The organism is Ruegeria sp. YKSD163 (assembly GCF_059612905.1).
On the sequence record NZ_JBXWRM010000019.1, the window covers coordinates 36,057 to 61,379 of the forward strand.

At 64.6% G+C, this 25,323-nt stretch carries 14 protein-coding genes; 4 read left to right on the forward strand and 10 right to left on the reverse strand.

All coding sequences use genetic code 11. The features are described from left to right. Positions 1–125 precede the first annotated feature (125 nt). The gene (locus AC2FNA_RS19845) at positions 126–515 is read left to right on the forward strand and encodes a DUF3307 domain-containing protein (protein WP_496829508.1); all 390 of its coding nucleotides are present in this window, start codon (positions 126–128) and stop codon (positions 513–515) included. An 89-nt stretch (positions 516–604) separates the two neighbouring features. Here AC2FNA_RS19845 and AC2FNA_RS19850 read toward each other — a convergent pair whose 3' ends face one another. From AC2FNA_RS19850 to AC2FNA_RS19865, 4 genes are all read right to left on the reverse strand, one after another. Continuing rightward, positions 605–2,320: an adenylate/guanylate cyclase domain-containing protein gene (locus AC2FNA_RS19850; protein ID WP_496829509.1), complete on the reverse strand. Its 1,716-nt coding sequence runs from the start codon at positions 2,318–2,320 to the stop codon at positions 605–607. 83 nt (positions 2,321–2,403) lie between these two features. Further along, the gene (locus tag AC2FNA_RS19855) at positions 2,404–7,260 is read right to left on the reverse strand and encodes a PKD domain-containing protein (RefSeq protein ID WP_496829511.1); all 4,857 of its coding nucleotides are present in this window, start codon (positions 7,258–7,260) and stop codon (positions 2,404–2,406) included. Between the two features lie 48 nt (positions 7,261–7,308). After that, positions 7,309–9,588 carry a FecR domain-containing protein gene (locus tag AC2FNA_RS19860; protein ID WP_496829513.1) on the reverse strand — a complete coding sequence of 760 codons (2,280 nt, stop codon included), beginning with the start codon at positions 9,586–9,588 and terminating at the stop codon, positions 7,309–7,311. Positions 9,589–9,829: 241 nt separating this feature from the next. Continuing rightward, positions 9,830–10,288, reverse strand: coding sequence for an Lrp/AsnC family transcriptional regulator (locus tag AC2FNA_RS19865; RefSeq protein ID WP_234142802.1), 459 nt, complete (start codon positions 10,286–10,288; stop codon positions 9,830–9,832). A 149-nt stretch (positions 10,289–10,437) separates the two neighbouring features. Here AC2FNA_RS19865 and AC2FNA_RS19870 point away from each other — a divergent pair, with 149 nt between their 5' ends. Beyond that, the gene (locus AC2FNA_RS19870; RefSeq protein WP_496829515.1) at positions 10,438–13,851 is read left to right on the forward strand and encodes an indolepyruvate ferredoxin oxidoreductase family protein; all 3,414 of its coding nucleotides are present in this window, start codon (positions 10,438–10,440) and stop codon (positions 13,849–13,851) included. A gap of 221 nt (positions 13,852–14,072) precedes the next feature. Here the strand turns inward: AC2FNA_RS19870 and AC2FNA_RS19875 are convergent, their stop codons facing one another. The 6 genes from AC2FNA_RS19875 to AC2FNA_RS19900 all read right to left on the reverse strand — a co-directional run bounded on the left by AC2FNA_RS19875 (position 14,073) and on the right by AC2FNA_RS19900 (position 21,396). Further along, complete coding sequence (locus AC2FNA_RS19875) at positions 14,073–15,377, reverse strand: NAD(P)/FAD-dependent oxidoreductase (RefSeq protein ID WP_496829517.1); 1,305 nt, start codon at positions 15,375–15,377, stop codon at positions 14,073–14,075. Beyond that, entirely contained in the window at positions 15,374–16,048 is a 675-nt protein-coding gene (locus AC2FNA_RS19880; protein ID WP_496829519.1) for a TetR/AcrR family transcriptional regulator, read from the reverse strand. Before AC2FNA_RS19880 ends, AC2FNA_RS19875 begins: the two co-directional genes overlap by 4 nt. A gap of 11 nt (positions 16,049–16,059) precedes the next feature. Next, positions 16,060–17,583, reverse strand: a complete 1,524-nt coding sequence (locus AC2FNA_RS19885; RefSeq protein ID WP_496829521.1) for a trimethylamine methyltransferase family protein — start codon at positions 17,581–17,583, stop codon at positions 16,060–16,062. After that, positions 17,580–19,982 (reverse strand): GcvT family protein, encoded by a 2,403-nt coding sequence (locus AC2FNA_RS19890; RefSeq protein ID WP_496829523.1) that lies wholly within the window; start codon positions 19,980–19,982, stop codon positions 17,580–17,582. Before AC2FNA_RS19890 ends, AC2FNA_RS19885 begins: the two co-directional genes overlap by 4 nt. Positions 19,983–20,163: 181 nt before the next feature. Beyond that, on the reverse strand, positions 20,164–20,793 hold the full coding sequence (locus AC2FNA_RS19895) for a glutathione S-transferase family protein (RefSeq protein ID WP_496829525.1): 630 nt from the start codon (positions 20,791–20,793) through the stop codon (positions 20,164–20,166). A 99-nt stretch (positions 20,794–20,892) separates the two neighbouring features. Further along, positions 20,893–21,396 (reverse strand): class I SAM-dependent methyltransferase, encoded by a 504-nt coding sequence (locus AC2FNA_RS19900; protein WP_496829527.1) that lies wholly within the window; start codon positions 21,394–21,396, stop codon positions 20,893–20,895. 241 nt (positions 21,397–21,637) lie between these two features. On the opposite strand from AC2FNA_RS19900, the gene AC2FNA_RS19905 reads away from it, so the two are divergent. After that, positions 21,638–23,410: an ABC transporter ATP-binding protein gene (locus AC2FNA_RS19905; protein ID WP_496829529.1), complete on the forward strand. Its 1,773-nt coding sequence runs from the start codon at positions 21,638–21,640 to the stop codon at positions 23,408–23,410. After that, positions 23,403–25,319 carry an ABC transporter substrate-binding protein gene (locus AC2FNA_RS19910; RefSeq protein ID WP_496829531.1) on the forward strand — a complete coding sequence of 639 codons (1,917 nt, stop codon included), beginning with the start codon at positions 23,403–23,405 and terminating at the stop codon, positions 25,317–25,319. Before AC2FNA_RS19905 ends, AC2FNA_RS19910 begins: the two co-directional genes overlap by 8 nt. The last annotated feature ends 4 nt before the right edge of the window (positions 25,320–25,323 follow it).

Sequence of the window (25,323 nt, forward strand, 5' to 3'; positions counted from 1 at the left end):
GGCCCGATATGGGCTGGCAATCGCATTTACGTCCGGTCAATCGGCTTTCTGTGTGAACGAGTTCATTTTGCAGCCCGCTCCTACTGCGCTAAGGTAATATCGGGAACGCGGATGGAGGAGTGTTCTTGCCTGTGACTATCGGCTCGCTGCTGTTGGTGCTTGGCCTCTTTCAGGTCAAGCACATGTTTGCGGACTTCTTTCTGCAAACTCCCCGGATGTTGTCCGGGCGGTGCGAGTATTGGCATCTGGGCCGGGCCCAGCATGCCGGGGTCCATGCGATAGGTTCGGTCTTGCTTTTTCTTGTTGTGGGCGCGCCGGTAGTGTTTGCCTTGGCGATTGCGGCGCTGGAATGGGTCGTGCATTTCAACATCGACTACGGCAAGGCCAGCTATTCGGACCGGAAGGCGCTGCACCCAAATCAGGCCAAATACTGGCATGCGATGGGGTTCGACCAGTTCCTGCACCAAATGACCTATCTGGCCATGGCATGGGCCTGGGTCGAATTCGCCCATTGAAGCGAAAAGTCGTTTTCCGACGCGGAAAACGGTACGGAAAATCTGTGATTTTCCGAGTCGGAAATCCCTGATTTCCGACGGATCAGCGCCTAGCCTGCCTTGCGGAGCGCTGCAAAAGCGGGCACTGGCGCCGCATAGCCCTTGAGTACGATGGGCTCGAGCGGTTCATAGACGATATCCTCCAGAACCGCCGCATCGCGGGTCTCTCGGTCGATCAGCACCTGATCTGCCGCCGCCTTGGAACACAAACGCGCCGAGAGATTCACCGTTGATCCCAGCACGGTGAAATCCATCCGGTCGCGCGCGCCCATCGCCCCCATCACAACCTCTCCCGAGGCGACGCCGATCCCCACATGCAACCCATGCTCGGGGTTTTCCTCCAGCAGCCGGGCCATGGCCTCGGTGATGTCGACAGCGCAGGCCACGGCCCGCGCTTCCATCCCTTCGCCCTCGAACACCGCCACCAGCGCGTCACCGACGAACTTGTCCACGTCACCCTTGTAATGCTCGACAATATCCGTCTGCGCGTCAAAATAGCTGTTGAGCACCTCGATCACCGTCTCCGGCGGCACCCGTTCCGAAAACTCGGTATAGCCGCGAATATCGGTAAAGATCACCGAGACCCGCCGCCGCTGCCCACCGCGCGCCATGCCGGTGCGGTCGGCGCTCTGGATCGCGGACATTGTGCTGTGCGAGACGAATTTCATCAGTTCCACCCGCTCGCCCAGATGCGCGATCATCCGATTGAACCGCCCCGCCAGGTCACCAATCTCGTCACGTGAACGAACATCCTCGACCCGGGCCGAGAAATCGCCCTCGCCGACCTGTTGCGCCACCTGCCCGATTCTCAGGATGGGCCGGGTCAGCTGCCGCGCGAACAGCAGCGCCGCCGCTGCGGCAACCGCAAAACCCACCAGACCCACCGTCAGGATTTGCCGGGTGATCGCATTGACCACCGCATAGGCATTGTCCTCGCTCAATTCGGTGATCACCGCCCAGGGAAACCAGTCGGGAAAGGCATAGGCCCCAAGCATCGCGGTCCCGTCCGGGCGCACATAGGGTTCCAACGCATCCGCCCGCGCCCCCGCCACGATCAGCGGCAGGGTCGAGGCCACGATGCGGCGCTGGTCCAGCAACTCCTGAGTGCCGGTCAGGACACGGCGGCCGGCCTGATCGACCACGGTGATCTCACCCCGCTGGGCAAAGGGATGCCGACGCACCGTCTCGCCCAGCAATCCCAGGTCGATCCGGGCCGCCATGGTCACCTGCCGCCCGGCAATGCGCGTTTCCAGCGGCAGCGCCAGCGTCGCCAGCCAATCGCCGGTCTCCTCAAGCCGGGTGATCACCGGGCGGCCATATTGCCCGGTACCCGCGATCGCCTTGATCAATTCAGGCGAGGTTGCCAGCACCTCGACCGGGTTCAGCCCGGCCTGGCTCAACCGGGTGGCAAACCCCTCGTTAGTGACGATGATCGGCAGGTCCGAGCCTTCGATCGACAGTTGCAACGCCACCACCTGGCTGAGTTCCTGCAACCCCAGCGTTAGCAGCGAGATCTTCTGCGGCACGCCCAGATCGCCGCTGTCGACCCCGTTGCGGATCACCGTCAGCGGCGTCAGCCAGCGGCCCTGAAAGGTATTGTCGAAGGTTGCGCGCAACTCGGCCGCAACCGTGGTCAGATCCTCGTTGGCGGCGCTTTTCAATTCGTCCCGGGTGAGTTGGGTCAGGTTCTGACCGACCAGTGCCAGCGGACCGACCGCAAGCAGCACGGCAAAGACGAAGAATTTGAGGCGAAGGGGGAATCTCATGGCCAGAACGTAGTACAAAACCTGTTAACCGTCGCGGGAAATCCGCACCCCGCCCAAGGCCATGGCCTCGGGCGGGGAGTGCCTCATTCGCGTGCGACGGCAGTCACGGTCGCGGTATCGCGCCCGATGCCACAGACCAGCCCGGTGCTGTCCTGCGCACGAACGGTCACGGTATAGCTGCCGGGATTGGCAAAGCGGTGACGCGTCACCGCGCCTGTCGCTTCGGTCCCGTCACCAAACGACCAGCTCAGCCGCAGCCCGTGGCCATCGGGATCGCTGGCCGCACCGGCATCGAAACGCACCACGTCATGGGCACCGCCCACGGGTACGGTTAGATCCGGGCCGGCATCGACCTGCGGCGTGCCGTTGACGAGGATGCGGGCGCTGTCCGTGCCGATATCGCACCCCTCGGCACCGCTGTCATCGCGTACGCTCAGCTGCACCGTCAGATCGGCGGGCGCGTCGAACACCCGCTCGACCCGCGGCCCTTCCAGCGTGACTCCATCCGAGAAGGTCCAGAGCCAGCTGGTCAGGTCGCCATCCACATCGCCCGAGCCACCGGCATCGAACACCACCACCTCGCCCGGACAGACCACCTTGTCAGGCCCGGCCAGCGCGGTGGGTTGGGCGTTCACGCGGACATAGATCTCTTCCGTACGGCGGCTGCCCGGCAGATCGCGGCCATCGTCCAGCACCACCCGCACCGGCATAAGGCCGGGGCGGTCAAAGCCGTGCTCGGTTTCTGCCCCCGCGGCCACGGTGCCATCGCCGAATTCCCAGCCAACCGCGGTTTCACCGCCCGGTGTCACCGCCCAGGGCAGGTTCACGCCGGGACAGACCGCGCCGCGCGCGGTCAGGCCCGCCACGGGTGAGGGGGCCACCTCGATCTGCTGGCGACGGGTGATCTGGCTGTTGGCAACGCCCGCATCGTCTGTGACGGTCAGGCTCACCTCGTAGCTGCCCGGCGCCTCGTAACGGTGCACCGCCTGGACCCCTTCGGCCCCGGCGCCATCGCCGAACGCCCAGGCGAAACGCGCAATCGCCCCGTCGCTGTCCGAGGATCCGCCGGCGTCAAAGCGCACCGACTGACCGACCGAAACCCGCAAGGGCGCGTCGATCACCGGTTCGGGCGCGGCGTTGACGATGATGCGGCGCTGCACTTCCAGCTCGCTACAGGCCTCGGTGCCGCCGCTCAGACGACTGCGCAGCGTCACCAGATAGTCGCCCGGCTCGGCAAAGACATGTTCGATGTCACGACCCTCATAGGTGCTGCCGTCCGAGATCGACCAGCTGAAGCCATCGGGGGTGGCCCCGCCCAGCTTGTCCAGCCCGGCCGAGAAGCTGGCCGGCATCCCGGCGGCGGCGCGGCCCTGACCCAACACCTTCATCTCGGGCGCGGCAATCACTGTCACCTCGCTCACATCGGTGTCGAGCGGGCTGCATGCGCCGCGCGCGTCACCGGTGATGGTCAGGGTCACCGAATAAGTGCCTGGCGTGCGGAAGATATGCTGCGGCGTCGCCCCGCTGCCGCTGCCACCATCGCCAAAGGTCCAGGCAAAGGCATTGACCGCGCCATCCGCATCTGTCGAGCCCGAGCCATCGAACCGCACCTGCGCATTGGAACAGACCGTCATGTCGGGACCCGCGTCGGCGATCGGCCCTTCGCGCACCAGCGCGGCGATCCGGTCGACGGCAGTGCCGTGTTCGGTGCCGGTGCCGTTGCGCACCTTGAGCGTCACCGGATAGACGCCGGGCAGTTCATAGGTCTTGGTCGGGTTGATCAGGTCCGAACCGGACCCGTCGCCGAAATCCCATTCATACGCCAGCAGCCCGCCATCGGGATCGGCGCTGGCGGAGGCGTCGAACAGGATCGGTTCACCCGAACAGACATCGCGATTGCCCCCGGCATCGGCCACCGGCCGCGCCTGGATGGTGACGGCAGTGGCGTCGATGGCGCGCGCATTGGACAGGCCGGTGCCATCGTCCACCCTCAGTGTGACCGGATAGATGCCGGCGCGCGGGAACACATGGGTAACCGTCTCACCATAGACCGGGAGTGAACCATCGCCGAAATCCCAGCGGTGGATCAGCGGGTCGCCATCGCCATCCTTCGAGCCGGAGCCGTCAAAGGTGACATGCAGCTGGTCGGTGACCACCGGCGCGCCGGCTTCGGCCACAGGCGGATGGTTGACACGGATCGTCACATCATCGGCGGCGGTGGCGTTCAGCACGCCGCTGTCATCGGCGACGACCAGTTGCGCGCTCCAGACACCCGGCGCGTCGAAGGCGCGCTCGACCCGTTGCGCCTCAAGCGGAGCGCCCAGATCCTCGAATTCCCAGCGAAAAGAGGTGAGCCGCCCGTCCGGGTCAAAGCTCTGACCCGCGTCGAACACAACCGTATCACCCGGCGCGATCAGCAGGTCGCGCCCGGCCACGGCCACAGGGGCGGCGTTGACGGTGATCAGCACCTCGGCCTCGTCCTCGGCGGCGCCGCCGGCGAAATTGTCGGCCACGGTCAGGCGGATGCGGTGCAGGCCCGGCTCGTCCAGCACATGGCTGACACGCTGGCCCTGTTTCACCTGCCCGTCCGGGAAGGTCCACACATAGTCGGATATCGCGCCATCGGGATCGACCGATGCACCACCCGAGAGCAGGAACTCCTCGCCCGGGGCCACCACCTGCGACGGGCCGGCATCGGCGATGGGCGCGGTGTTGATCGTGAGCCACATGGTGTCGCGATCGGTGTTGAGCGGCGCGCCGCTGTCATCGCGCACCGTCAACGCCACCTCGTAACGACCGGGGCGCAGATAAGCATGGCTGACGCTCTGGCCGCTGGCGGTCGCGCCATCGCCGAAATCCCACTGCCAGTCGGTGACCCGACCGTCGGGATCGACCGAACCGCCGCCGTCAAAGCGCACCTCAGTCGCGGTCACGTATTGGTCGGGACCCGCATCCGCCACCGGCGCGGCATCGACCCGCACGATCCGGGTGATGGATTGCAACGCCGAGGCAGTGCCGCTGTCATCCTCGACCGTCAGGGTGACCGAGAACTCTCCGGCGCGGGTCCAAGCATAGCTGGCCACCGGCCCCTCGCCCATGGCGCCATCGCCGAAGTCCCAGATATAGCTGAGGATCTGCCCATCCGCATCGGTCGAGGCCGAGGCGTCGAGCACCGCAACCTCGGACACCGAGACAGGTCGTTCGGGGATGGTGAACCGTGGCTCGGGCGGGGCGTTCACCTCGATCCGGGCACCATCGGTGGCGATCTTGTTCACCACGCCACTGTCATCGGTGACGGTCAACAGCACCTGATAGCTGCCCGACTGTTCATAGCGGTGGGTCACCGTCTCGCCGCTCAGCACGGTGCCGTCGCCCATGCTCCAGCGGTAATCGAGGATGACGCCATCCACATCGTAGCTGGCCGCACCCGACAGGGTCACCGCCTGGCCGACAATCGCGCTCTGGTCGGTGCCCGCCTCGGCCACGGGGGCAAAGTTCACCACGACCCGGCGCACGGCGGTGCCGAAGTTGCAGGGATGCACCGCGTCGTCCTGCACCCGCAGCACGGCGCGATATTGGCCCGGCTGGTCATAGACATGCTGGGCGCGCGGGCCCTGGGCAGCACCGCCATCGCCAAAGGTCCAACGATAGCCGGTGATCGGGCTGTCCGAGGGTTGCGAAGCGGAGCCGTCAAATTCCACAACCTGACCCGGCGCCGCGACGATGTCGCTGCCCGGCACCGCAGCAGGGGCATTGCGTACATGGACCGGAACCTCGATCCGGTCGCCGCGGCCCGGGCGGCTGCCCGGCTCCAACAGGCTGAGCCGCGCGGTATAGCGACCCGGCTCGGAATAGCGGTGCGCGACCACCGGATCCGTGGAGCGGTTGCCATCGCCGAACTCCCACAGGTAGGAGAGCGGGGTGCGCCCTGTCGAGCCACTGGCGTCAAAGGCGACAGAGCGGCAATCGGCCAGCGGCTGGCCGGTGCCCCGCGCCACCGGACGCGGTGGCACGACGGCGCGATAGGGCGGCATGGTCAGGGGCAGCGGATTGCCCTCGGCGTCGAACACCGCAAGCGTCACGTCATTTGGGGTCTCGAACCCGCCAAGCAGGCTGATCGCCAGATTGGTCTCGTCGGTAGTGACCTCATCCGAAGTCCAGAAATCCTGTCCCGAGATGCGCAGACCCAGATCGCGATAATCGGTAATCAGGGCCAGTTGACCATTGGCGCCATCAAAGCTCTGTACCGTGAGCGGGCCGGGCGCGGTCTTGGTGAAATCCACCCGGGTCGCGGGCTTGCCCGCCGACCAGCGCACGGTGGGCCGATAGGAAAACATCTCCAAGCCCTCGGGGACCCGGTCGCGGTCGCGCGCCAGGCTGACACCCAGCGAATAGCCATTGCCGTCATTGCCCCGGCTGCCCTGCACGTCGATGCGAAAATAGGCGCGGTCGCCCACGATCTCGCCCTGGCGGGCCCGCACTGCGGCCAGCGAGACCCAGCGCCCGTCGGTCGACCGGTCGCTGCCCCAGACCTGCTCGCGGATCAGCTTGCCGGGCTGGGTGACGGGGTCGTAGGGTATCAGGCGCGGCTCGCGGGCGCCGTCCGCCACCGGCTCGGGCCGGTCGGCCTCGCTATAGGCGCCAGCACCACCGAACAGGCGGAACGTGGTTTCGGAATCGGCCGGTCCGCCATAGGTGAAATCACCATCACCGCCGGTTTCGGGGTCGAAGACACGCACATAGACCCGGTCCGAAAGATCGGCAGGCACGGAAAAGAACACCTGTTCGCGCCGGTCGGTATCGCCTTCGCGGCTGGGCGCCTGCGGACCATAGACCACCAGCAGACCCTCGTCCGCGACGGTCTGCGCGCCGGTTCCGGAGCCGATTGCCAACAGGGCCACAGCCAGCGTCACCGCTGTCCAGTTCCGTGCCAAACCCATATTCCGTCCCTCCATAGCCGATCCGGCGCCCCCAAACCGGCTGTTCACTCATTCAAACGCAGCGTTGCCCGCGTAATCCTCGATCATCAGTTCCACCAGTTCGAGCTCCCCTGCCTGTGGCGGCAGCGAGACCCGGCAGATTCCGCTGGTGCTGTCGCAACGCAGAAAGCCTTCGACTTCTTCCGCGCCGATCCTGATCAGGAAAGGAGCCGCCTGCCGAAGGCCCGACGCGTCGCTTGCGAGGGCCTCGATCACGATCGGCCCGGCGTCTCCCTGCGGCCGGTCCAGCACCACCGAGGTGATTTCGGGCGGGTCGATATCCAGCAGGGTTTCCAGCCGCTTGGCCGTGACGTTTCCGACCGCATCGGTCGCCACCAGGTCAAAGGTGTTGATCCCCGGCGACAGGGTGACCGACAGGTCGAACCGGCCCTCGCTCAGCGGCAGGTCCGAGCCATTCAGCTCCAGCCTTACGGCGTCTCCGGCCAGCCCCGAGAGGACCAGCGACGCCTCTGCGGTGGCTCGCGGCGGCGGTAGGTCCAGTGTCAGTTCGGGTGCCAGCTCGTCGCGCAGCGCGTCAAAGTCCAGCGCACCCTCGACCGATCCGTCGGGCGCCAGCACCTCAACCCGGAAACGGCGCGGCGCCGCATCCACCGGTACGGTGAAGCTGATCGCGCCGCCCGGCGCTACCTCTGTCCGCAAAACCGCTGTCCCGGCCTCGTCGCGAACCACAACGGGCGCGCCCGGTTCGGCGGTGCTGTTGGCGGTGACAGAAAGCTGCTCCGAGCGCGTGGCCAGCGCCTCGTCCACGCGCGGCATGCCCTCAGACAGGGAAATCTCGATCGCCGCCGCCGGGCGATAGATCACGTTCTGGTCCCGGCGGCTGATGTTTCCGGCGGGATCGGTGGCCAGAACGCTGATCGTGTTGCGCCCCGGCACCAGCGCCACCCGGGTGACAAAACTGCCATCCTCACCCTGTTCCAGCGCCGCTCCGTTCAGGGTCAGCGCCGCGTCCAGTTCGGTGGCGCCCAGGACCTCGATCTCGGATGTGGTCACGATACTGTCGGGCGCGGGTGACAGCAGCGTCAGGAAGGGCGGCGTGTCATCCAGCCGGATGGTGAATTCCTGCGCCGTGCTCCAGGCGCCGGGCAGGCCCAAGCGGTCAAGCGCGGCGACCCGCCAGTGATAGCGCGCAGGCGGCAGTTCCACCTGCAACCCGGTGTCGCGGATGCCCCATTCGGACACCTGCATCTGATTGAAGCCGGGATCGGCGGCAACCTCAAGCCAATAGGCCTCCGCACCCTCGAACGCGTCCCAGGCCAGATCGGCGGTACGGGTATAAAGGATCTCGCCCAGCGCCGGAGCGCTGAGCCGGGGGCTGCTGAGCACGGTGACACGCTGCGCGCCCGCCCCGGTGATCACCACGCCCTCGCCCTGGCCCACGTCGATCTTGCGGCCGTTTTCCTCGATCTCCAGTCCGGGCTGGTCGTAGTTCACGAACCGCGCGCCGGTGGGATCGTTCTTGATCCAGAAATCGGCCGAATTGGTGGTCGTCTCAATGCCAGGCACCTCGATTTCGAACGTGGTCTTTTCCGACAACTGATTGAGCAACGCATAGAAATCGCCTTCGGCAAGGCTGACCTTGGTCACCTCGCCCCCTGTCAGCGGGTCCGAGCGCATCCGCTGGATGGTGGCGTTGGAATTGGGGTTGAGCCGAAGACGGCTGAGATCGCGAAAAGTGATTTGGGTGGTGCTGGCCGTCAAGGTTCGCACCCGTTCGAATTCGACCAGGATATCGTTCAATTGCCGGTCCGACCAGCTGGGTTCGACCGGAGCGCGCCCCTCGACATTGCCCTGCACATCCGAGACCACAGCCTCGGCCGAACGGTCGCGCTGGGTCAGCGAGATGTCGAGCGCCTCGTGCGCGATATCGGTGGCAACCCCGGCGAACCCGACAACTTGACGCCATTCGCCGATTTCGCGCTTCTGCACCGCCTCGTCGCGGTTGCGAATTGCCTCGCCGATCTGCACCGGGGCAAAGATACGGGCGCCTTCGGCGTTGGCTTTCTGGATCGCCGTCAGCGATGAAACCAGCGCGGCATCGGCGGCAAAGACCTGTTGCACCGGCAGGCGCAGAACGGTTCCGGGCCGGAGGGCCGCAGGTGAGGAAATGTTGTTCAGAGCAAGGATCGCGGGCCAGAGATCGGGATCACGCAGGTATTGACCGACGACGCCGCGGATCGTGTCGTCCGGACCCAGGGTAATCTCCTGCATCGGCGCGTCCAGCGGATCGGTCTCTGCCAGCGCCGAACCGAAGAAATATGTGGTCATGAGCAGCACACCGGCACATGCCGAGCGGACACACAAAAACAATCGGGCCTTCACCATGACAGCCTCCGCCCCCCCCCAACGGGTGTCGCTTACACGACATAATTAATTATAGTCGCGCCCAAGCCAGGTACCCCTCAAGAAAAATCAATGATCTGGCCAGGTTCGGGTTCTAAAACGCGTTAATCATAATCCAATTTTGAATATTTCCCAAATCTGTTCTCGTACCGGAAACACCGCGCGGTCAGATCGTGACGGGCCGGTTGCGTTTGATCGTGCGCAGAACAACATTGGTTTGTGCGCTGGCCACCGCTGGCAAACGGAAAAGGAAACGTTCCAGAAAGACATTGTAGGCCGCCAGATCCGGACAAAGCACGCGCAGGTGATAATCCGCCTGCCCGGTGGTGGCATAACATTCCTGTACCTCCGGCGCGGTCTCGATGGCGCGGATAAAGGCGACGATCCCGTCCGGGTCGTGGCGGGTCAGATGCACATGCACGATGGCCTCGAAATCGAGGCCCATGGCGCCCGGATCAACCACCGCGCCATAGCGGGTGATCACCCCCCCTTCCTCGAGCGCGCGCACCCGTCGCCACAGCGCCGAGGCCGACATGCCAACCGCCTCGGCCAGGTCGGCGTTCGAGATGCGGCTGTCCTGCTGCAACAACATGAGGATTCGGCGGTCGCGATCGTCCAGCTGCATGGAAACGGTTAATCCTGTCAAATTATTGCAGCTTTCTGGATAAACAGTCCCCAGACCTCTGGCAATGCCGGAGTTTCTGGCACGGATTTCCACTCTGTCCGGATTATCCTTCCGCTCGAACCCTCTGCCACCGCGATCAGGAAGCCCAGATGACCCATCCCGCCCCCGCCCTGCGCAGCTATGCGCTGGAGGACCGTTACGACCAGACCACCGGCCGCGTGTTCCTGACCGGAACCCAGGCGCTGGTGCGGATCATGATGGATCAGGCCCGCCGCGACCGCGCCGCCGGGCTGAACACCGCAGGCTTCGTCTCAGGTTATCGCGGCTCGCCGCTGGGCGGGCTGGACCTGGAGATGTGGCGGGCCAAGGCACGGCTGGAGCAGGACCGCATCACCTTCATGCCCGCCGTGAACGAGGATCTGGGCGCCACCGCCGTTCTTGGCGCGCAGCAGGCGGTGCTGGACCCCGATTGCCAGCACGAGGGCATCTTTTCGATGTGGTACGGCAAGGGGCCGGGGGTTGATCGTTCGGGCGATGCGCTGAAACACGGCAACGCCTATGGTAGCGCGCCCAAGGGCGGCGTGCTAGTGGTGGCGGGCGACGATCACGGCTGTGTCTCCAGCTCGATGCCGCACCAGTCGGACGTCGCCTTCATGGCCTGGTTCATGCCGACGCTGAACCCCGCCTCGGTCGAGGAATATCTGGAATACGGCGAATACGGTCTGGCGCTGTCGCGCTTTTCGGGCACCTGGGTCGGGTTCAAGGCGATCAGCGAAACGGTGGAAAGCGGCCGCTCGGTCGAGCTGCGCCCGGATCGTCAGTTCACCCTGCCACAGATCGACCTGCCCGCCGGTGGCCTGCACGTCCGCCGCGCCGACCTGCCCAGCCCCGAGATCGAGATCCGCATCCAGGCCAAGCTGCGCGCCGTGCGTGCCTTTGCCGAGGAAAACCCGATCGACCGGCGCATCTATGACCTGCCCAACGCGCGCTTTGGCTTTGTCACCACCGGCAAGGGGCATCTGGACCTGATGGAGGCGCTGCGGCTCCTGGGTCTGGACGAAGCCAAGTGCCGCGCGCTTGGCATCGACATCTACAAGGTCGGCATGGTCTGGCCGCTGGCCCGCCGCAATGCCCTGCGCTTTGTGCGCGGCAAGCAAGAGGTGCTGGTCGTCGAGGAAAAGCGCGGCATCATCGAGAGCCAATTCAAGGAGTATTTCTATGACTGGCCCGGTGACAAGCCACACCGGATGGTCGGCAAATACGACGAACAGGGCGAACCGCTGATCCCATGGACCGGCGAGTTGAGCCCGCTGATGCTGGCCCCCGTAGTGGCCGCGCGTCTGGATGCGTTTTTTCCCGACGAAAACCTGCGCGCCCGTGCACGCGCGCTGACCGAAACGCCGCCGCCCGTGATCGCGGTGCCCGGCGCCACCCGCACCCCCTATTTCTGCTCGGGCTGCCCACATAACACATCGACCAAGGTGCCCGAAGGCTCGCGCGCCAACAGCGGCATCGGCTGTCATGTCATGGCCAGCTGGATGAACCGCGACACCGACGGATACGCCCAGATGGGCGGCGAAGGCGTGCCGCATGTGGTCGCCAGCAAGTTCAACGGCGGCAAGCATATCTTCCAGAACCTGGGCGAAGGCACCTGGTATCACTCCGGGTCTCTCGCGATCAGGCAGGCGGTCGCGGCAGGCACCAATATCACCTACAAGATCCTCTATAACGACGCGGTGGCGATGACCGGCGGCCAGCCGGTCGACGGGCCGGTCAGCGTCTCGGGCATCGCCCAGACATGCCGCGCCGAGGGCGTCGAACGCATTGCGCTTGTCTCGGACGACATCGAAAAATTCGCGCGCGCCGATTTCCCCGCTGGCACCACGTTCCACGACAGGGCCGAGCTGATGCCGGTGCAAAAGGAGTTGCGCGAGATCAAGGGCGTTTCCGTTCTGATCTATGAACAGACTTGCGCCACCGAAAAACGCCGCCGCCGCAAGCGCGGCAAGATCGAAGACCCCAAGCGGTTCGCCTGGATCAACGATCTTGTCTGCGAAGGCTGCGGCGACTGCTCGGTTGCCTCCAACTGCCTGAGCGTCGAGCCGCGCGAAACCCCGCTCGGGCGCAAGCGCAAGATCAACCTCAGTTCGTGCAACAAGGACTTCTCCTGCCTGAACGGGTTCTGCCCCAGCTTCGTCACCGTCGAGGGCGCCACCCGGCGCAAGCGCGCGGTCAAACTGGATCTCGAGCAGCTGGAAAGCGGACTGCCCGAACCTCAGCTGCCCGCGCTGTCGGATCCCTTTGACCTGCTGGTCACCGGGGTCGGCGGTACTGGCGTCGTCACCGTAGGCGCGCTGATCACCATGGCCGCCCATCTCGAGGGGCTGGGGGCCTCGGTCCTGGACTTCACCGGGTTCGCGCAGAAATTTGGCACCGTGCTCAGCTATATCCGCCTTGGCGCCCGCCCGGACGTGCTGCACCAGGTGCGTATCGACACAGGTGGCGCCAATGCGGTGATCGGTTGTGACATGGTGGTCAGTTCCGCGCCCAAAGCCTCCGGTCACTACCGCAACGGCACAAAGGTGGTGCTGAACCGGGCCGAGATGCCCACCGGCGATCTGGTGCTGCATCGCGACGCGCAGTTGAAAATCGACACGCGCGAGGCCGCCATCCGCGCCGTGGTCGGCACCGAGAACGTCAGCGGTTTCGACGCCAACCAGACCGCCGAACAGCTGCTGGGCGACGCGGTCTTCGCCAATGTGATGATGCTGGGCTATGCCTGGCAACAGGGGCTGGTGCCAGTGAGCCGCAGCGCGCTGGCGCAAGCGATCCTGCTCAACGGCGTGGCGGTGGAAAAGAACCGCCTCGCTTTTGCAGCGGGCCGGGCGCTTGCCGCCGATCCCGCGCGGCTCGATGTCGAAAGCGCCTCCCCGGAGGCAGATGAAACCCTCGACCAGATGCTCGCTCGCCGGGCAGCGTTCCTGACCGACTACCAGAATGCCGCCTATGCCGCACGCTTCACCAACCGCATCGCCGCGCTGCGTCAGGCTCTGCCGCAAGCCTCTGCAGCGCTGATCGGTGAGGCCGCGCGCAACCTCTTCCGCTTCATGGCGAGCAAGGACGAATACGAAGTCGCCCGGCTGCTGACCGCAGACCACTTCCGGCAGGATCTGCAAGAGCAGTTCGAGGGTAACGTCAAACTCACCTACCACCTCGCCCCACCCTTGCTGGCGCACCGCAAGGACGCGCGCGGACGGCCCCTGAAACAAGGCTTCGGTCCATGGCTGCGCCCTGTCCTCAGCCTACTTGCCCGCGCCAAACCGCTGCGCGGCACCGCGCTCAACCCGTTCGGCTACCATTCCGAGGCGCGTCTGCACCGTGAAACGCTTGCCTGGTATCTCTCCCTGCTCGACCGGATGCAGCGGGAATGCACGAAAGATAACGAGGCCAATTGGCAGGTCATCCTGACCCTGGCAGGCGAGATTCGCGGTTATGGCCCGGTTCGGGTTGAAGCGGTCAGACGCGTACAAACAGACATAGCCAGCCGCCTCGATCAGGCCTGATCCTCTACACCTGCATTTGCCGCGACCGCGGATTGAGCATTTGTGACCAGAAAGAAGCAACACCGTTCCCGCTTCTTTCTGGTCGTATATACTCCCGCCGGAGGCATCTGCCCTCTCATCCCCACCGAACCAGCGCGGGATCATCACCTCTCCCCGCGCGCCGAGGAGGAGGAACGACGACGAGACATCGTCTTGCGCCGCAGGCGCGCCGGTTTGCAGCGCTATCCCAGGACCGAGAAGCTGCTCTCCTGGTTGACCGGTCGCTTGCGTGAGTAGAAACCCACGTCGATCCGGCGCCCGATATACGGCAGTTCGAACTGGAGCGGCGCGATGTCGTGGTCGCCGCCCTCCTCGCAATAACTCACCAGCGCGGCCATCATCTTGCCCGCGATCGGGGCGTTCTTGTACTGGTTGCCGCTGGTACCGCAGGCCATGTAGAACCCCGGCAGCGACGACTTGTCGTAGATAGGGATCCAATCGGTCGAGGCATCGTAAAGATCTACCACGCCCCGCATCCGCGAGGGAATGCCCAGGCTGGGCACCCGCTGGGCATAGCGCATCGCCTGTGTGGTCCACTGATCGGTGAAGTTGCGGTCATAGTCCAGATCGTCCGCGCACCATTGATGCGGGTCGCAGGCGGGGTCCTCTGACCCGATCAGGATGTGATTGCCCTGTTCCGGCCGACAATAGCAGGCGATATCGCTGTCCGAGACGATAGTACCCTGCGTCTCGAAATCGAACCCTTCGGGCGCGGGCAGATGCACCACCTCCTGCCGCAGCGGGCGGGTCTGGATGGTCATGTCACCAGTCACCCCCGCCATGCGGTTGACAATGGCCGAGCCCGGCCCCGCCACGTTGATCACGACCGGGGCGTGGATTTCCTCGCCCGTCGACAATCGCACCCCGGCCACCCGCCCGCCCGATTGCAGGATTTCCGCCACCTCGGAACGGTTACGCACCGCCGCCCCATGCAGACGCGCCGCATCCATCAGGTTCTGCGCACTCAGCGCAGGATCGGTGACATAGCCGCCATTGGGCCAGAACACCGCACCGCCCATTTGCCCGCCATTGGGTTTGCCGAACTCCGGATCATCCAAGCGCCGGGCAGGCGCATAGCTGTCCATCGCATAGATCGGCAGACGGTCCTGAACCTCTTCGGCGCTCCATTCCTCGAACGGGATGCCCAGTTCGGCCGAACAGCGGATATGCTTGACCATCTGATCATTGGCCTCGGTCTTCATCACGAGGCAACCGGTCTGCCGAAACCGCGCCAGATCCGCCCCCTCGGGCAGGCCCAGATAGTCGGCCCAGTCGCGCCAATAGTGATAACCCTCCCAGGCAAGGGCCGTGCCTTCGAAGGTGGAATAATGCATGCGGATGATGGCACAGGAACCGGCTGTCGAGCCGTGGCCAACCTGCGCATTGCGATCCAGCGACAGGGTCTTCCAGCCTGCCTTGGCCATCTCGAATGCGATCGCAGCGCCGATCACGCCTGTGCCGATGATGATTGCGTCGGGGCTGTTCATGGTCGTCGTCCCTCCCAGAAACTGCGAGCGAATGCACTGAAGGCGGCGACCTCTTCGTCACGGGCCTGCACGCCGGTAAAGACAAACAGATAGTGCCGCACAAAGGACAGCCGCTGGTCGATCGGCTCGTTCATCTGCGCCAGGTCATAGCCAATCTGCATGTAATAGAGCACGCGGGCACGGGTCTCGGCCTCGACCTGGCTGTAACCATAGCGCAGGAACATGGCTGTCAGAGCCTCGAGCCGCCGACTGTCGGACAGGTCCAGCAACCGGCGCACCTTGCCCGACCGACGTGCCCAGTCGCGCACCGCGAAATCCAGCGCGGTGTCAAACAGCGCCGGATCGACGACACAGTGAAACAGGTTGCAGACAGCCCCGGTGATGGTCTGGGCCGGCAACTCGGTCTGCGCAATCAGGCCGGCGGTATTGGTGGCCTGCCATTTCGCCAGCAGCGCGTCCAGCAGATCCTGGCGCGACTTGAAATACCAGTAGAAAGACGAGCGCGAGACCGCCATCCGCTCGGCCAGGTTCAGGACCTTGACCTGCTCGACCCCGTCCGAGACCAGCACATCCATCGCCACGTTCAGCCAGTCGTCACGCGTCACCTTGATGTTGCCCACCAGTGGCTCGGCGCTGGGATCGTCGCGATGCAGGATCGGTTTGCTGCCCATGGCGGGTCTCCTCAGCTTTCGGGCGGGGCGCCCCCTTCGGCGGTTCGACGCGCGATGAAGTCTTGCAGCGCCGCGACCCGGTCGGGGTCAATGGGCGGTGGTTCGAAGTTATCCACGATCCCGCGCCAGATGCCAGTGGCGCGATGATTGGCATCGACCGCCCCGCGTTCGGTCCAGGCGCCGAAATTCGACCAATCGCCCACCAGCGGCTCATAGAACTGGGTCTGATAGCGGGCCATCGTATGCGCGGCGCCAAAGAAATGGCCCATCGGCTGCACCTCGCGCAGCGCATCGAGCGCGATATCGGCATCGGTGGCGGGTGTGCCTGCGCACAATTCAGCCACCATTTGCAGCACTTCCAGATCGGTGATGATCTTTTCATAGGACACGGTCAGCCCTCCCTCGAGCCAGCCTGCGGCGTGGATCGTCACCGTGGCCCCGGCCAAGAGACAGCCCCAGAGACCGAACTGTGTCTCGTTGGCGGCCTGGGCGTCGTTGATATTGGCGGCACTTCCCCCGGCGCAGCGCCAGGGCAGACCGATGCGCCGCGCCAGTTGCCCGGCCACCAGCGAGGCGGTGAAATGCTCGGGCGTGCCAAAGGCGGGCGCGCCCGATTTCATGTCCACATTGCTGGTGAAGGTGCCATAGCAGACCGGCGCGCCGGGCTGCGCCAACTGGCTGAGCGTGATGGCCGCCAGCGCCTCGGCATGGCTGAGCGTCATGGCGCCCGCCACCGTCACCGGCGCCATCGCGCCCATCAGGGTAAAGGGGGTGACAATCGCCAACTGGCCATGGCGGGCAAAGTCGATCAGCCCCTGCGCCATCGGCAGGTCCAGCGTGCGTGGAGAATTGGTGTTGATGATCGTGTAACTCCACGGCTCGGAGCGGAACTCCGCATCCGACAGGCCTCGGAAATCGCGGATCATCTCAAACCCGTCCATCACCTGCGGCGTGCCGCGTGAATAGAGGAACGGCACCTTGTCGGACTGGGTCAGCTCGACCTCGGTCATTGCCATGTGTCGCAGATGCATCGGCACGTCCTGCGCCTCGACCAGCGGCGGGACCATGTGGAGGACATCGAAACTCTGTGTGATCTGTACCAGTTCGCGAAAATCGGCCAGGCTGCCGGGACGGCGACCGCGCACAAGGTCGGTGGCATGCGGGCAACCGGCACCGGGTTGAAACGCCATCCTTCCCAGTTCCAGCACCACGTCGCGGTCGGGCACGGCGCCGCGCATGTGGATGGATTTCGGAGCGCTGGCCAGCGCCGCCTTGACAATCTCGCGCCCGATATGAACCATGTCGCCATCAATGCGGGCGCCACCCTGCCGGTAGAGATCTCGTGCGCCGGGATGCAGCACCATGATCCCCAGATCTTCAAGCACGCTCAGCGCCGCCTCGTGCAGCGCCTCGATCCGGTCGTCGGAAAAAGCCGCCATCGGCGGGAACGGGTTACGCAGGTTGCGGTAATCGACCTGGCGGGCCGGCGCCGGGGCGTCGGTCCGTGCCCGCCTGCCCCGCCGCCCGCCGCTCATCCGCGCATCGCCTTGCCGTCGGGATCATAGGGCGAGGGTGCGATCACCCGCGCCGGACGTTCCGCCCCCACCACATGCACCGTCAGCTCTGTGCCCGGCGTCGCGTTGTCGCGATTGACCAGCGCCATGGCCAGCGATTTGCCGACATAATGGCCATAGCCGCCCGAGGTCACGAAACCGACCTTGTCGCCCCCCGACCAGACCGGCTCGTACCCGCTGGCATCGGCATCGGTAGCGTCGATTTCGAGCGTGACCTGCACTTGGGCCGGGCCGTTGCCATCGCGTTCGGCCAGCGCCGCCTCCTTTCCGACGAAGTCCTTGGACCAGTCGATCCAGCGGTCCATCCCGGTCATGCCGGGGGTATAGCCTTGGGTGAATTCGCGCGACCAGATGCCAAAGCTCTTTTCCAGACGGGTCGACAGGAGCGCATTGAACCCGACCTCGCGGATACCTTCGCTGGCACCCCCCTCGAGCAGCATCCGGCGAAGCGTCACGTGATCGCCCATCCTGCAGTTAATCTCATACCCCTTTTCGCCGGTCACCGACATGCGCGCAACACGGGCGCGCACCAAACCGATATCGAAATCGCCACACCCCATGAAGCCCAGGCCCGAGATATCCTGTTCGGCCAGTTTCTCGATCACCGCCTGCGATTTCGGCCCGGCCAGGCCAAAGCCGCAAACCTCTTCACCCAGATCGCGAACCGTGACCCCGTCGATCATGTGATCATCGAACCAGCGCATATGCCATTGCCGCAGATAGTAGCTGCCCATGATCCACCAGGTGCCGTCGCCCCAGTTCAGCACTGTCAGATCGCCCTTGAGCCGCCCGGTCTCACCCAGCATCGGCGCCAGCCGGGCCCGCCCCGGCGCAGGCAGTTTCGAGGCCATCAGCCGATCAAGCCAGACCTGCGCATTCGGGCCCGAGACCTCGTAACGAGAGAAACCGGTGATATCGAGAAGGCCGACACCTTCGCGGATCGCACGGCATTCTTCGGCCACGATGTCATGCGCGTTCGAGCGTTTGAGTGTCGGGGTTTCCTCGAACCCCCGGGGCGCAAAGTAAAGCGGCACTTCGAGGTCCCAGCTGACACCCCATTTGCAGCCCGCTTGTGTCATCGCATCATGGGCGGGTGCCATTTTCAACGGACGTCCGGCGGGCAGCTGCTCGTTCGGATAGGTCATCACGAAACGGCGCGAATAGAACTGACCTGTCGTTTCGCGGATGTAGCGCTTGTTCTGGGCAAAGTCGCCATAGCGCGCCACGTCCATGCACCAGGCATCGGCCTCGGGCTCGCCATGGATCATCCATTCGGCCAGTGTCTTGCCGACGCCGCCGCCCTGGAGAAAGCCCGCCATAACCGCACAAGCGGTCCAGTATCCGCGCTTGCCCGGCACCGGCCCCACCAGCGGGTTGCCATCGGGCGAGAACGTGAAGGCCCCGTTGACCCAGGTCTTGACGCCGACCTCCTGCAAGGCGGGATAGCGTTCGAACCCGCAAACCAGTTCGTGCTCGATCCGGTCGGTCTGTTCCTGAAACAGCTCCATCCCGTAATCCCAGGGCGCCCCATCCATCGCCCAGTGTTCGTGGTCGATCTCATAAATCCCCAGCAGCACGCCCTTTTGATCCTGCCGCAGATAGGTGAACCCTTCGAGGTCGACGGTCATCGGCACCTCGAAATCCAGCTTTTCCAGCGCCGGAATGGTGTCTGAAATCAGATAATGATGCTTGAGCGGGCTGACCGGCAGCTCGACCCCGGCCATGCGGCCCACCTGTTTGGCCCAAAGACCGGCGGCATTGACCACATGTTCGCAGCGGATGGTGCCCTTGTCGGTGACCACCTCCCAGCCCTCGGCGGTCTGGTTGAGCGCCTCGACCCTGGTATGTTCGAAATACTGCGCCCCCCGCTTGCGGGCGGCGACCGCATAGGCATGAACCGTGCCGGTGGTGTCGACATAACCTTCGCGATCGGCCCACATGCCGCCCAGCAATCCGTCGGGCGACATGATCGGGTTCAGAGCACAGGCTTCCTCGGGGGTGACAAGGCGGCAATCCTCGATCCCGATCGACTGGAACACGCGATAGGCCGATTGCAGCCATTCCCAGCGGTCGGGTGTACCCGCCATGGTCAGGCCACCGGTCATGTGCAGGCCGATATTCTGGCCGCTTTCGGCCTCGATCTGGCTGAGCAGGTCGATCGTATAGGCCTGAAGCGCGGCCATGTTGGGATCGGCATTCAAAGCATGGATGCCACCCGCGGCATGCCAGCTTGATCCGGCGGTCAGGACGCTGCGCTCGATCAGGCAGACATCGGTCCAGCCAAGCTTTGCCAGGTGATAGAGAACCGAGGCGCCAACAACACCGCCCCCGATGACGACAACACGGTAATGGGAATTCATGCCACCCTCCCTTGCTCCTCGATACAGGCTAGTGCGGCCTCGACCCCCTGTCTAGACATTTATGTACAGTGCTCGATGCACGGGGTCGGATGTCCACCGGACCGTTCGGCGGACGCCGTTTTCCGCGGCGGAAAACGGCCCGGAAAACATATGTTTTCCGGCTCCTGCCAAACGGGCGTTCTCAGATCTGGGCGCTGGGGCGGGCCTTGATTGCTTCGTACCAGGCCTGGGTTGCGCTGTTGCCCTCGGGCACGCGCATCTTGATGACCCGGGCAAAGTCCACGAACACAAAGGTCGAGATGTCGGCCAGCGTGAAATGATCACAGGCCACGAACGGGCTTTCGCTCAATCGAGCTTCAAGCACATCAAAGAACTGCGCCACCCGTGCGATCCCGCGCTGCGCCAGTTCGGGGATCTGGGCATGGTTGGCGGGGCCCGGGATGGCACGGTCCTTGAACGCCGGATGCCCGTTGCGCAGCGCCTCGGCGACAGGCGCGCCGCCCTGCTGTTCGGCGATGGCGTTCCACATCATCACCAGACCCTTTTCATCGGGCGTGCGCCCCATCAGCGGCGGTTCCGGAAAGCGCGCCTCGAGATAGGCCGCGATGCCCAGATTCTCTGTCAAAGCCGTGCCCTCGTCGGTCACCAGCACCGGGATCGTGGCGCGCGGGTTCACCGCCCGAAAAGCCGGTTGCAACTGTTCGCCCGCCGCGATCGAGATATCGCGGCTTTCGATCTCCAGCCCCTTCTCGGCGATGAACATGCGGGCGCGGCGCGGATTGGGCGCGGTGGAACAGTCGTAAAATAGCATGACGGGATCCTCTGGTGCAGCGTGCACCAAGCTTAGGCATCAACCGCGCCGCGCGCCTAGCCGTTCGCGGGCGTGACCCTGCGGCACATCACCCGGACGTCATCCGCGCCGATAGATGAAACACCGCCCCTCAACCGCACCGGGGGGCAGCGGCAGCTCTGCGAGACCGTCGAAATACATCCGGTCGCTCGACACCATCAGCCCGCCTTGCGCCAGATGCGGTTCGATCAGAGGGGAGATTATGCGGGCGAAGCGGTCGTTCTTTTCCCGGTTGTGCCCCCCCAGATCGGCATGGATCAGGCTGGCCGTGGCGCCGAACCGCGCCAGCGTGGCGGGCAGGGTCTCGCGGATATCCCCCAGAATCAGCTGGGCCTGAGGCGGAGTCGAATCCGGATGTGAGGCGACAGCGCGTTCGAACACGTAGATCTCGCGCCCCCGCACATGCTGTCGCAGGTGGTGATAGGTGCGGCCGTTGCCCAATCCCAGTTCATAGACCGGGCCGGGCAATTCGGCGGTCAATGCGATGGCATGGTCGAGACAGGCCCGTTGCGACACCATCCGGTCGATGAAAAGGTCAAGGCGGCTCTGCTCTGGTTGGCTCATGTTCTGAAATTCCCTTGTCCGCGCGGCGCCGCTTAGGGTTCCGCTTTTGCTCCTCATGCCAAATTCCGTCCCGCTTTGACAGCCATCAGACCGGCAATATCTCGATTTCCCGGCCATCTTTGCGAAATTGAGGTTTGACGAACCGGCGCCCGGCGCGCGAAAGTGCAGGCAAAACAATAAAGACCGTTGGGGGTATTGATAGCATCATGTCGTTTTCTGGCCAGTCGGGTGGGACACCTGAATGACCCCTTTGTTGTCTGTCGAAAATCTCAGCATCGGCTTTGGTCGCGACGAACCCGTGGTGCGGGACGTCAGTTTCGAGGTGATGCCCGGGCAGACTTTGGCGCTGGTGGGTGAATCCGGCTCGGGCAAGACGATCACCTGCCGGGCCGCGCTGCGCATCCTGCCCAAGGCGGCGCAAATCCGCTCCGGCCGGATCACCCTGAACGGCGAGGGCGGGCCGCTCGCCCTGAACCAGCTCAGCGAGCGGCAGATGCGGTCGATCCGCGGCAACCGCATCTCGATGATCTTTCAGGAGCCGATGCGCTCGCTTTCACCGCTGCACCGGATCGGCAACCAGGTCAGCGAGGTGCTGTGGCTGCATCGCGGCGCCAGCGAGCGGCAGGCACGCAAGACGGTGCTGGAACAGTTCGAGAGGGTGGGGTTTCCCGATCCCGAACGCGCCTACAACTCCTATCCGTTCGAATTGTCGGGTGGCATGCGGCAGCGGGCGATGATCGCCATGGCGATGGTGGCGAAACCCGACCTGCTGATCGCGGACGAACCGACCACCGCACTGGATGTGACCACCCAAGCGCAGGTTCTTGGGCTTATCAAGGAGTTGCAGCGCGAAATCGGCATGGCGCTGATCCTAGTGACCCATGATCTGGGCGTGGTGGCCAACATGGCCGAACAGGTGGTGGTGATGCATAAGGGCCGGGTGATGGAAAGCGGCTCTGCCTCCGCCATGCTCAAGGACCCGGCACATCCCTATACACGGCAACTGTTCGATGCCGCGCCCGAGATTCCGGATGTTCAAGCCGTCGGCCTGCCGATGCCGCAGGACGATCTGATCCTAGAGATGAAGGATGTGTCCAAGACCTATACCATGCGCTCTGGCCGGGGTTGGCAGGCCGACAAGCTGATTCATGCCTGTCGGGGCGTCGACTTCCGCTTGGCCCGCGGCAAGACGCTGGCGATCGTGGGCGAAAGCGGCTCGGGCAAGACCACCGCGGCGCGCATCGCGCTGGGCGCCGAGCCGCCCGATCCCGGCGGCGAAGTTCTGTTCCGCGCCAGCCCAGAAGCCGTGCCGCTGACGGTGCATGACATGAGCCGTGCCCAGCGTACCGCGTTCCAGCGTCAGGCGCAGATGGTGTTCCAGGACCCCTACAGCTCGCTCAGCCCGCGCATGCGCATCCAGGACGCAATGACCGAACCGCTGGAGATTCACCGGATCGGCACCCGTGCCGAGCAGCGCGACAAGGCCGCCGAAGCGCTGGAACGGGTCGGGCTGAACGCCGATATGCTCAAACGCTATCCGCATGCCTTTTCCGGCGGTCAGCGCCAGCGCCTGTCGGTGGCGCGCGCCCTGATGCTCGACCCGGCGATGATCGTCTGCGACGAGCCGACCTCGGCGCTGGACGTGTCGGTACAGGACCAGATCCTGACCCTGCTGGAAGAGTTGCAGGAGGGGCTGGGACTCTCTTACCTCTTCATCAGCCACGATCTGGCGGTCGTGGCGCGGATCGCCGACGAGGTGGCGGTGATGCGTCAGGGGCTGGTGGTCGAACAGGCCCCGCCCGAGACATTGTTCCACAATCCCCAACACCCCTATACCAAGGCGCTGATCGCCGCCCAGCCGGAACCCGATATCGACCGGCCGATCAATCTGAAGCTTGTGGCCCTGGGCGCCGGTCCGCCCGACAGTTGGGCCGAGGCCTTTCGTTTCACCGACTCCGTGATACCCTCGCTGGTGGAAATGGAGCCAGGACACAAGGTACGCTGCCATGTTTGAATTGCCCCGACGCACTTTTGCGCTTGCCCTGACCATGGTTCTGGCCGGAGCATTACCGTTGCGCGCTGAAACCGTGCCGACATTACAGGAATCGATCTTTTGGGGGGCCGAGGTGAAATCCGGCGACCTGCCACCCATCGACCAACGCATTCCAGAGGAACCGCTGATCGTCGATCTCGAGGCCAAGGGCCGCGAATTCGGCGCTCCGGGCGGGGTGATGCGCACCATGATCACCCGGTCCAAGGATATTCGCCAGATGGTCGTCTATGGCTATGCCCGCCTGGTCGGCTATGACGAGAAATACGATCTGGTCCCCGATCTGCTGAAATCCTATGAGGCCGAAGAGGACCGCCGCTTTACCCTGCATCTGCGCAAGGGGCACAAATGGTCGGACGGTGCGCCCTTTACCTCGGCCGATTTCGAGTACTGGTGGAAGGATGTGGCCAACAATCCGCTGCTCAGCCCGGCAGGCCCTCCCGATTTCCTGTTGATCGAAGGCCAGCCGCCCCGGGTCAGCTTTCCCGATGCCACGACCGTGGTGTTTGAATGGGACAAGCCCAACCCCAATTTCCTTCAATCGCTGGCGCAGGCGCGCCCGCCCTTCATCTATCGCCCTGCGCATTTCCTGAAACAGTTCCATCAGGATTATGCCGATGCTGCGTCGCTGGCCGCTGCGGTCGACGAAAACCGGGTCAAGAGCTGGGCCGCGCTGCATAACAAGCTGGACAACATGTACCAGTTCGACAATGCCCAGCTGCCGACCTTGCAGCCGTGGATCAATGCCAGCGAAGGCAAGAAGATCCGCCACAACTTCGTGCGCAACCCCTATTTCCACCGGATCGACGCGCGCGGGGTGCAATTGCCCTATATCGATATCGTCGAGATGGAAATCGTGGCGCCCGGCCTTGTTGCGGCAAAATCAAACGCGGGCGAAGTGGATCTTCAAGGCCGCGGGCTCGACTTTCGTGACGCTTCGATCCTGAAGAAGGGCGAGGCCGATGGCGGTTACAAGACCTATCTGTGGCAGACCGGCGTCGCCTCGCAGATCGCGATCTATCCCAACCTCAATCACAATGACGACGGCTGGCGGGCGGTGCTGCGCGATGCCCGTTTGCGCAGGGCGCTGTCGCTGGCAATCGACCGCGACGCGATCAACCGGGCGCTTTATTTCAAGCTGGCCAAACCCGGCGCCATGGCGGTGCTACCGGCCTCTCCCTTCTTCAAGCAGGAGCACCGCGACGCCTGGGCGGCCTATGACGTGGCGCAGGCCAACGCGCTGCTGGACGAGATCGGGCTGGACAAGCGCGACGGCGCGGGCATCCGCCTGCTGCCCGATGGCCGCCCGATGGAACTGGTGATCGAAACGGCGGGCGAGCGGCAGGAGGTCGAGAACGCGCTTCAGATCGTCACCGATACCTGGCGCGAGATCGGGGTCAAGCTGGTCATGCGCCCGCTGGATCGCGACATCCTGCGCAACCGGGTCTTTGCGGGCACCACCATGGCCTCGGTCTGGTTCGGCTGGGACAATGGCCTGCCCCAAGCCTATACCTCGCCGGCCTATCTAGCGCCCACCGATCAGGTGTTTCTGGCCTGGCCGAAATGGGGGCAGTATTATCAGACCGCTGGTCAGGTAGGTGAGGCGCCCGACCTGCCCGAGGCGCTGCGGCTGATGGAGCTGCTGCACGACTGGGAAAGCGCCAGCAACGATCAGGACCGCGCCGCCGCCTGGAGCGAGATGCTGGCGATCCATGCCGACCAGATCTATGGCATCGGCCTTCTCGCCGAGGCGCCGCAGCCCATCGTGGTGTCGGCCCGGATGCGCAACGTGCCGAAAAAGGGCATGTGGGCCTGGGACCCGGGGGCGCATTTCGGTGTGCACCGGATGGACGAATTCTTTATTCAAGATTGACGGA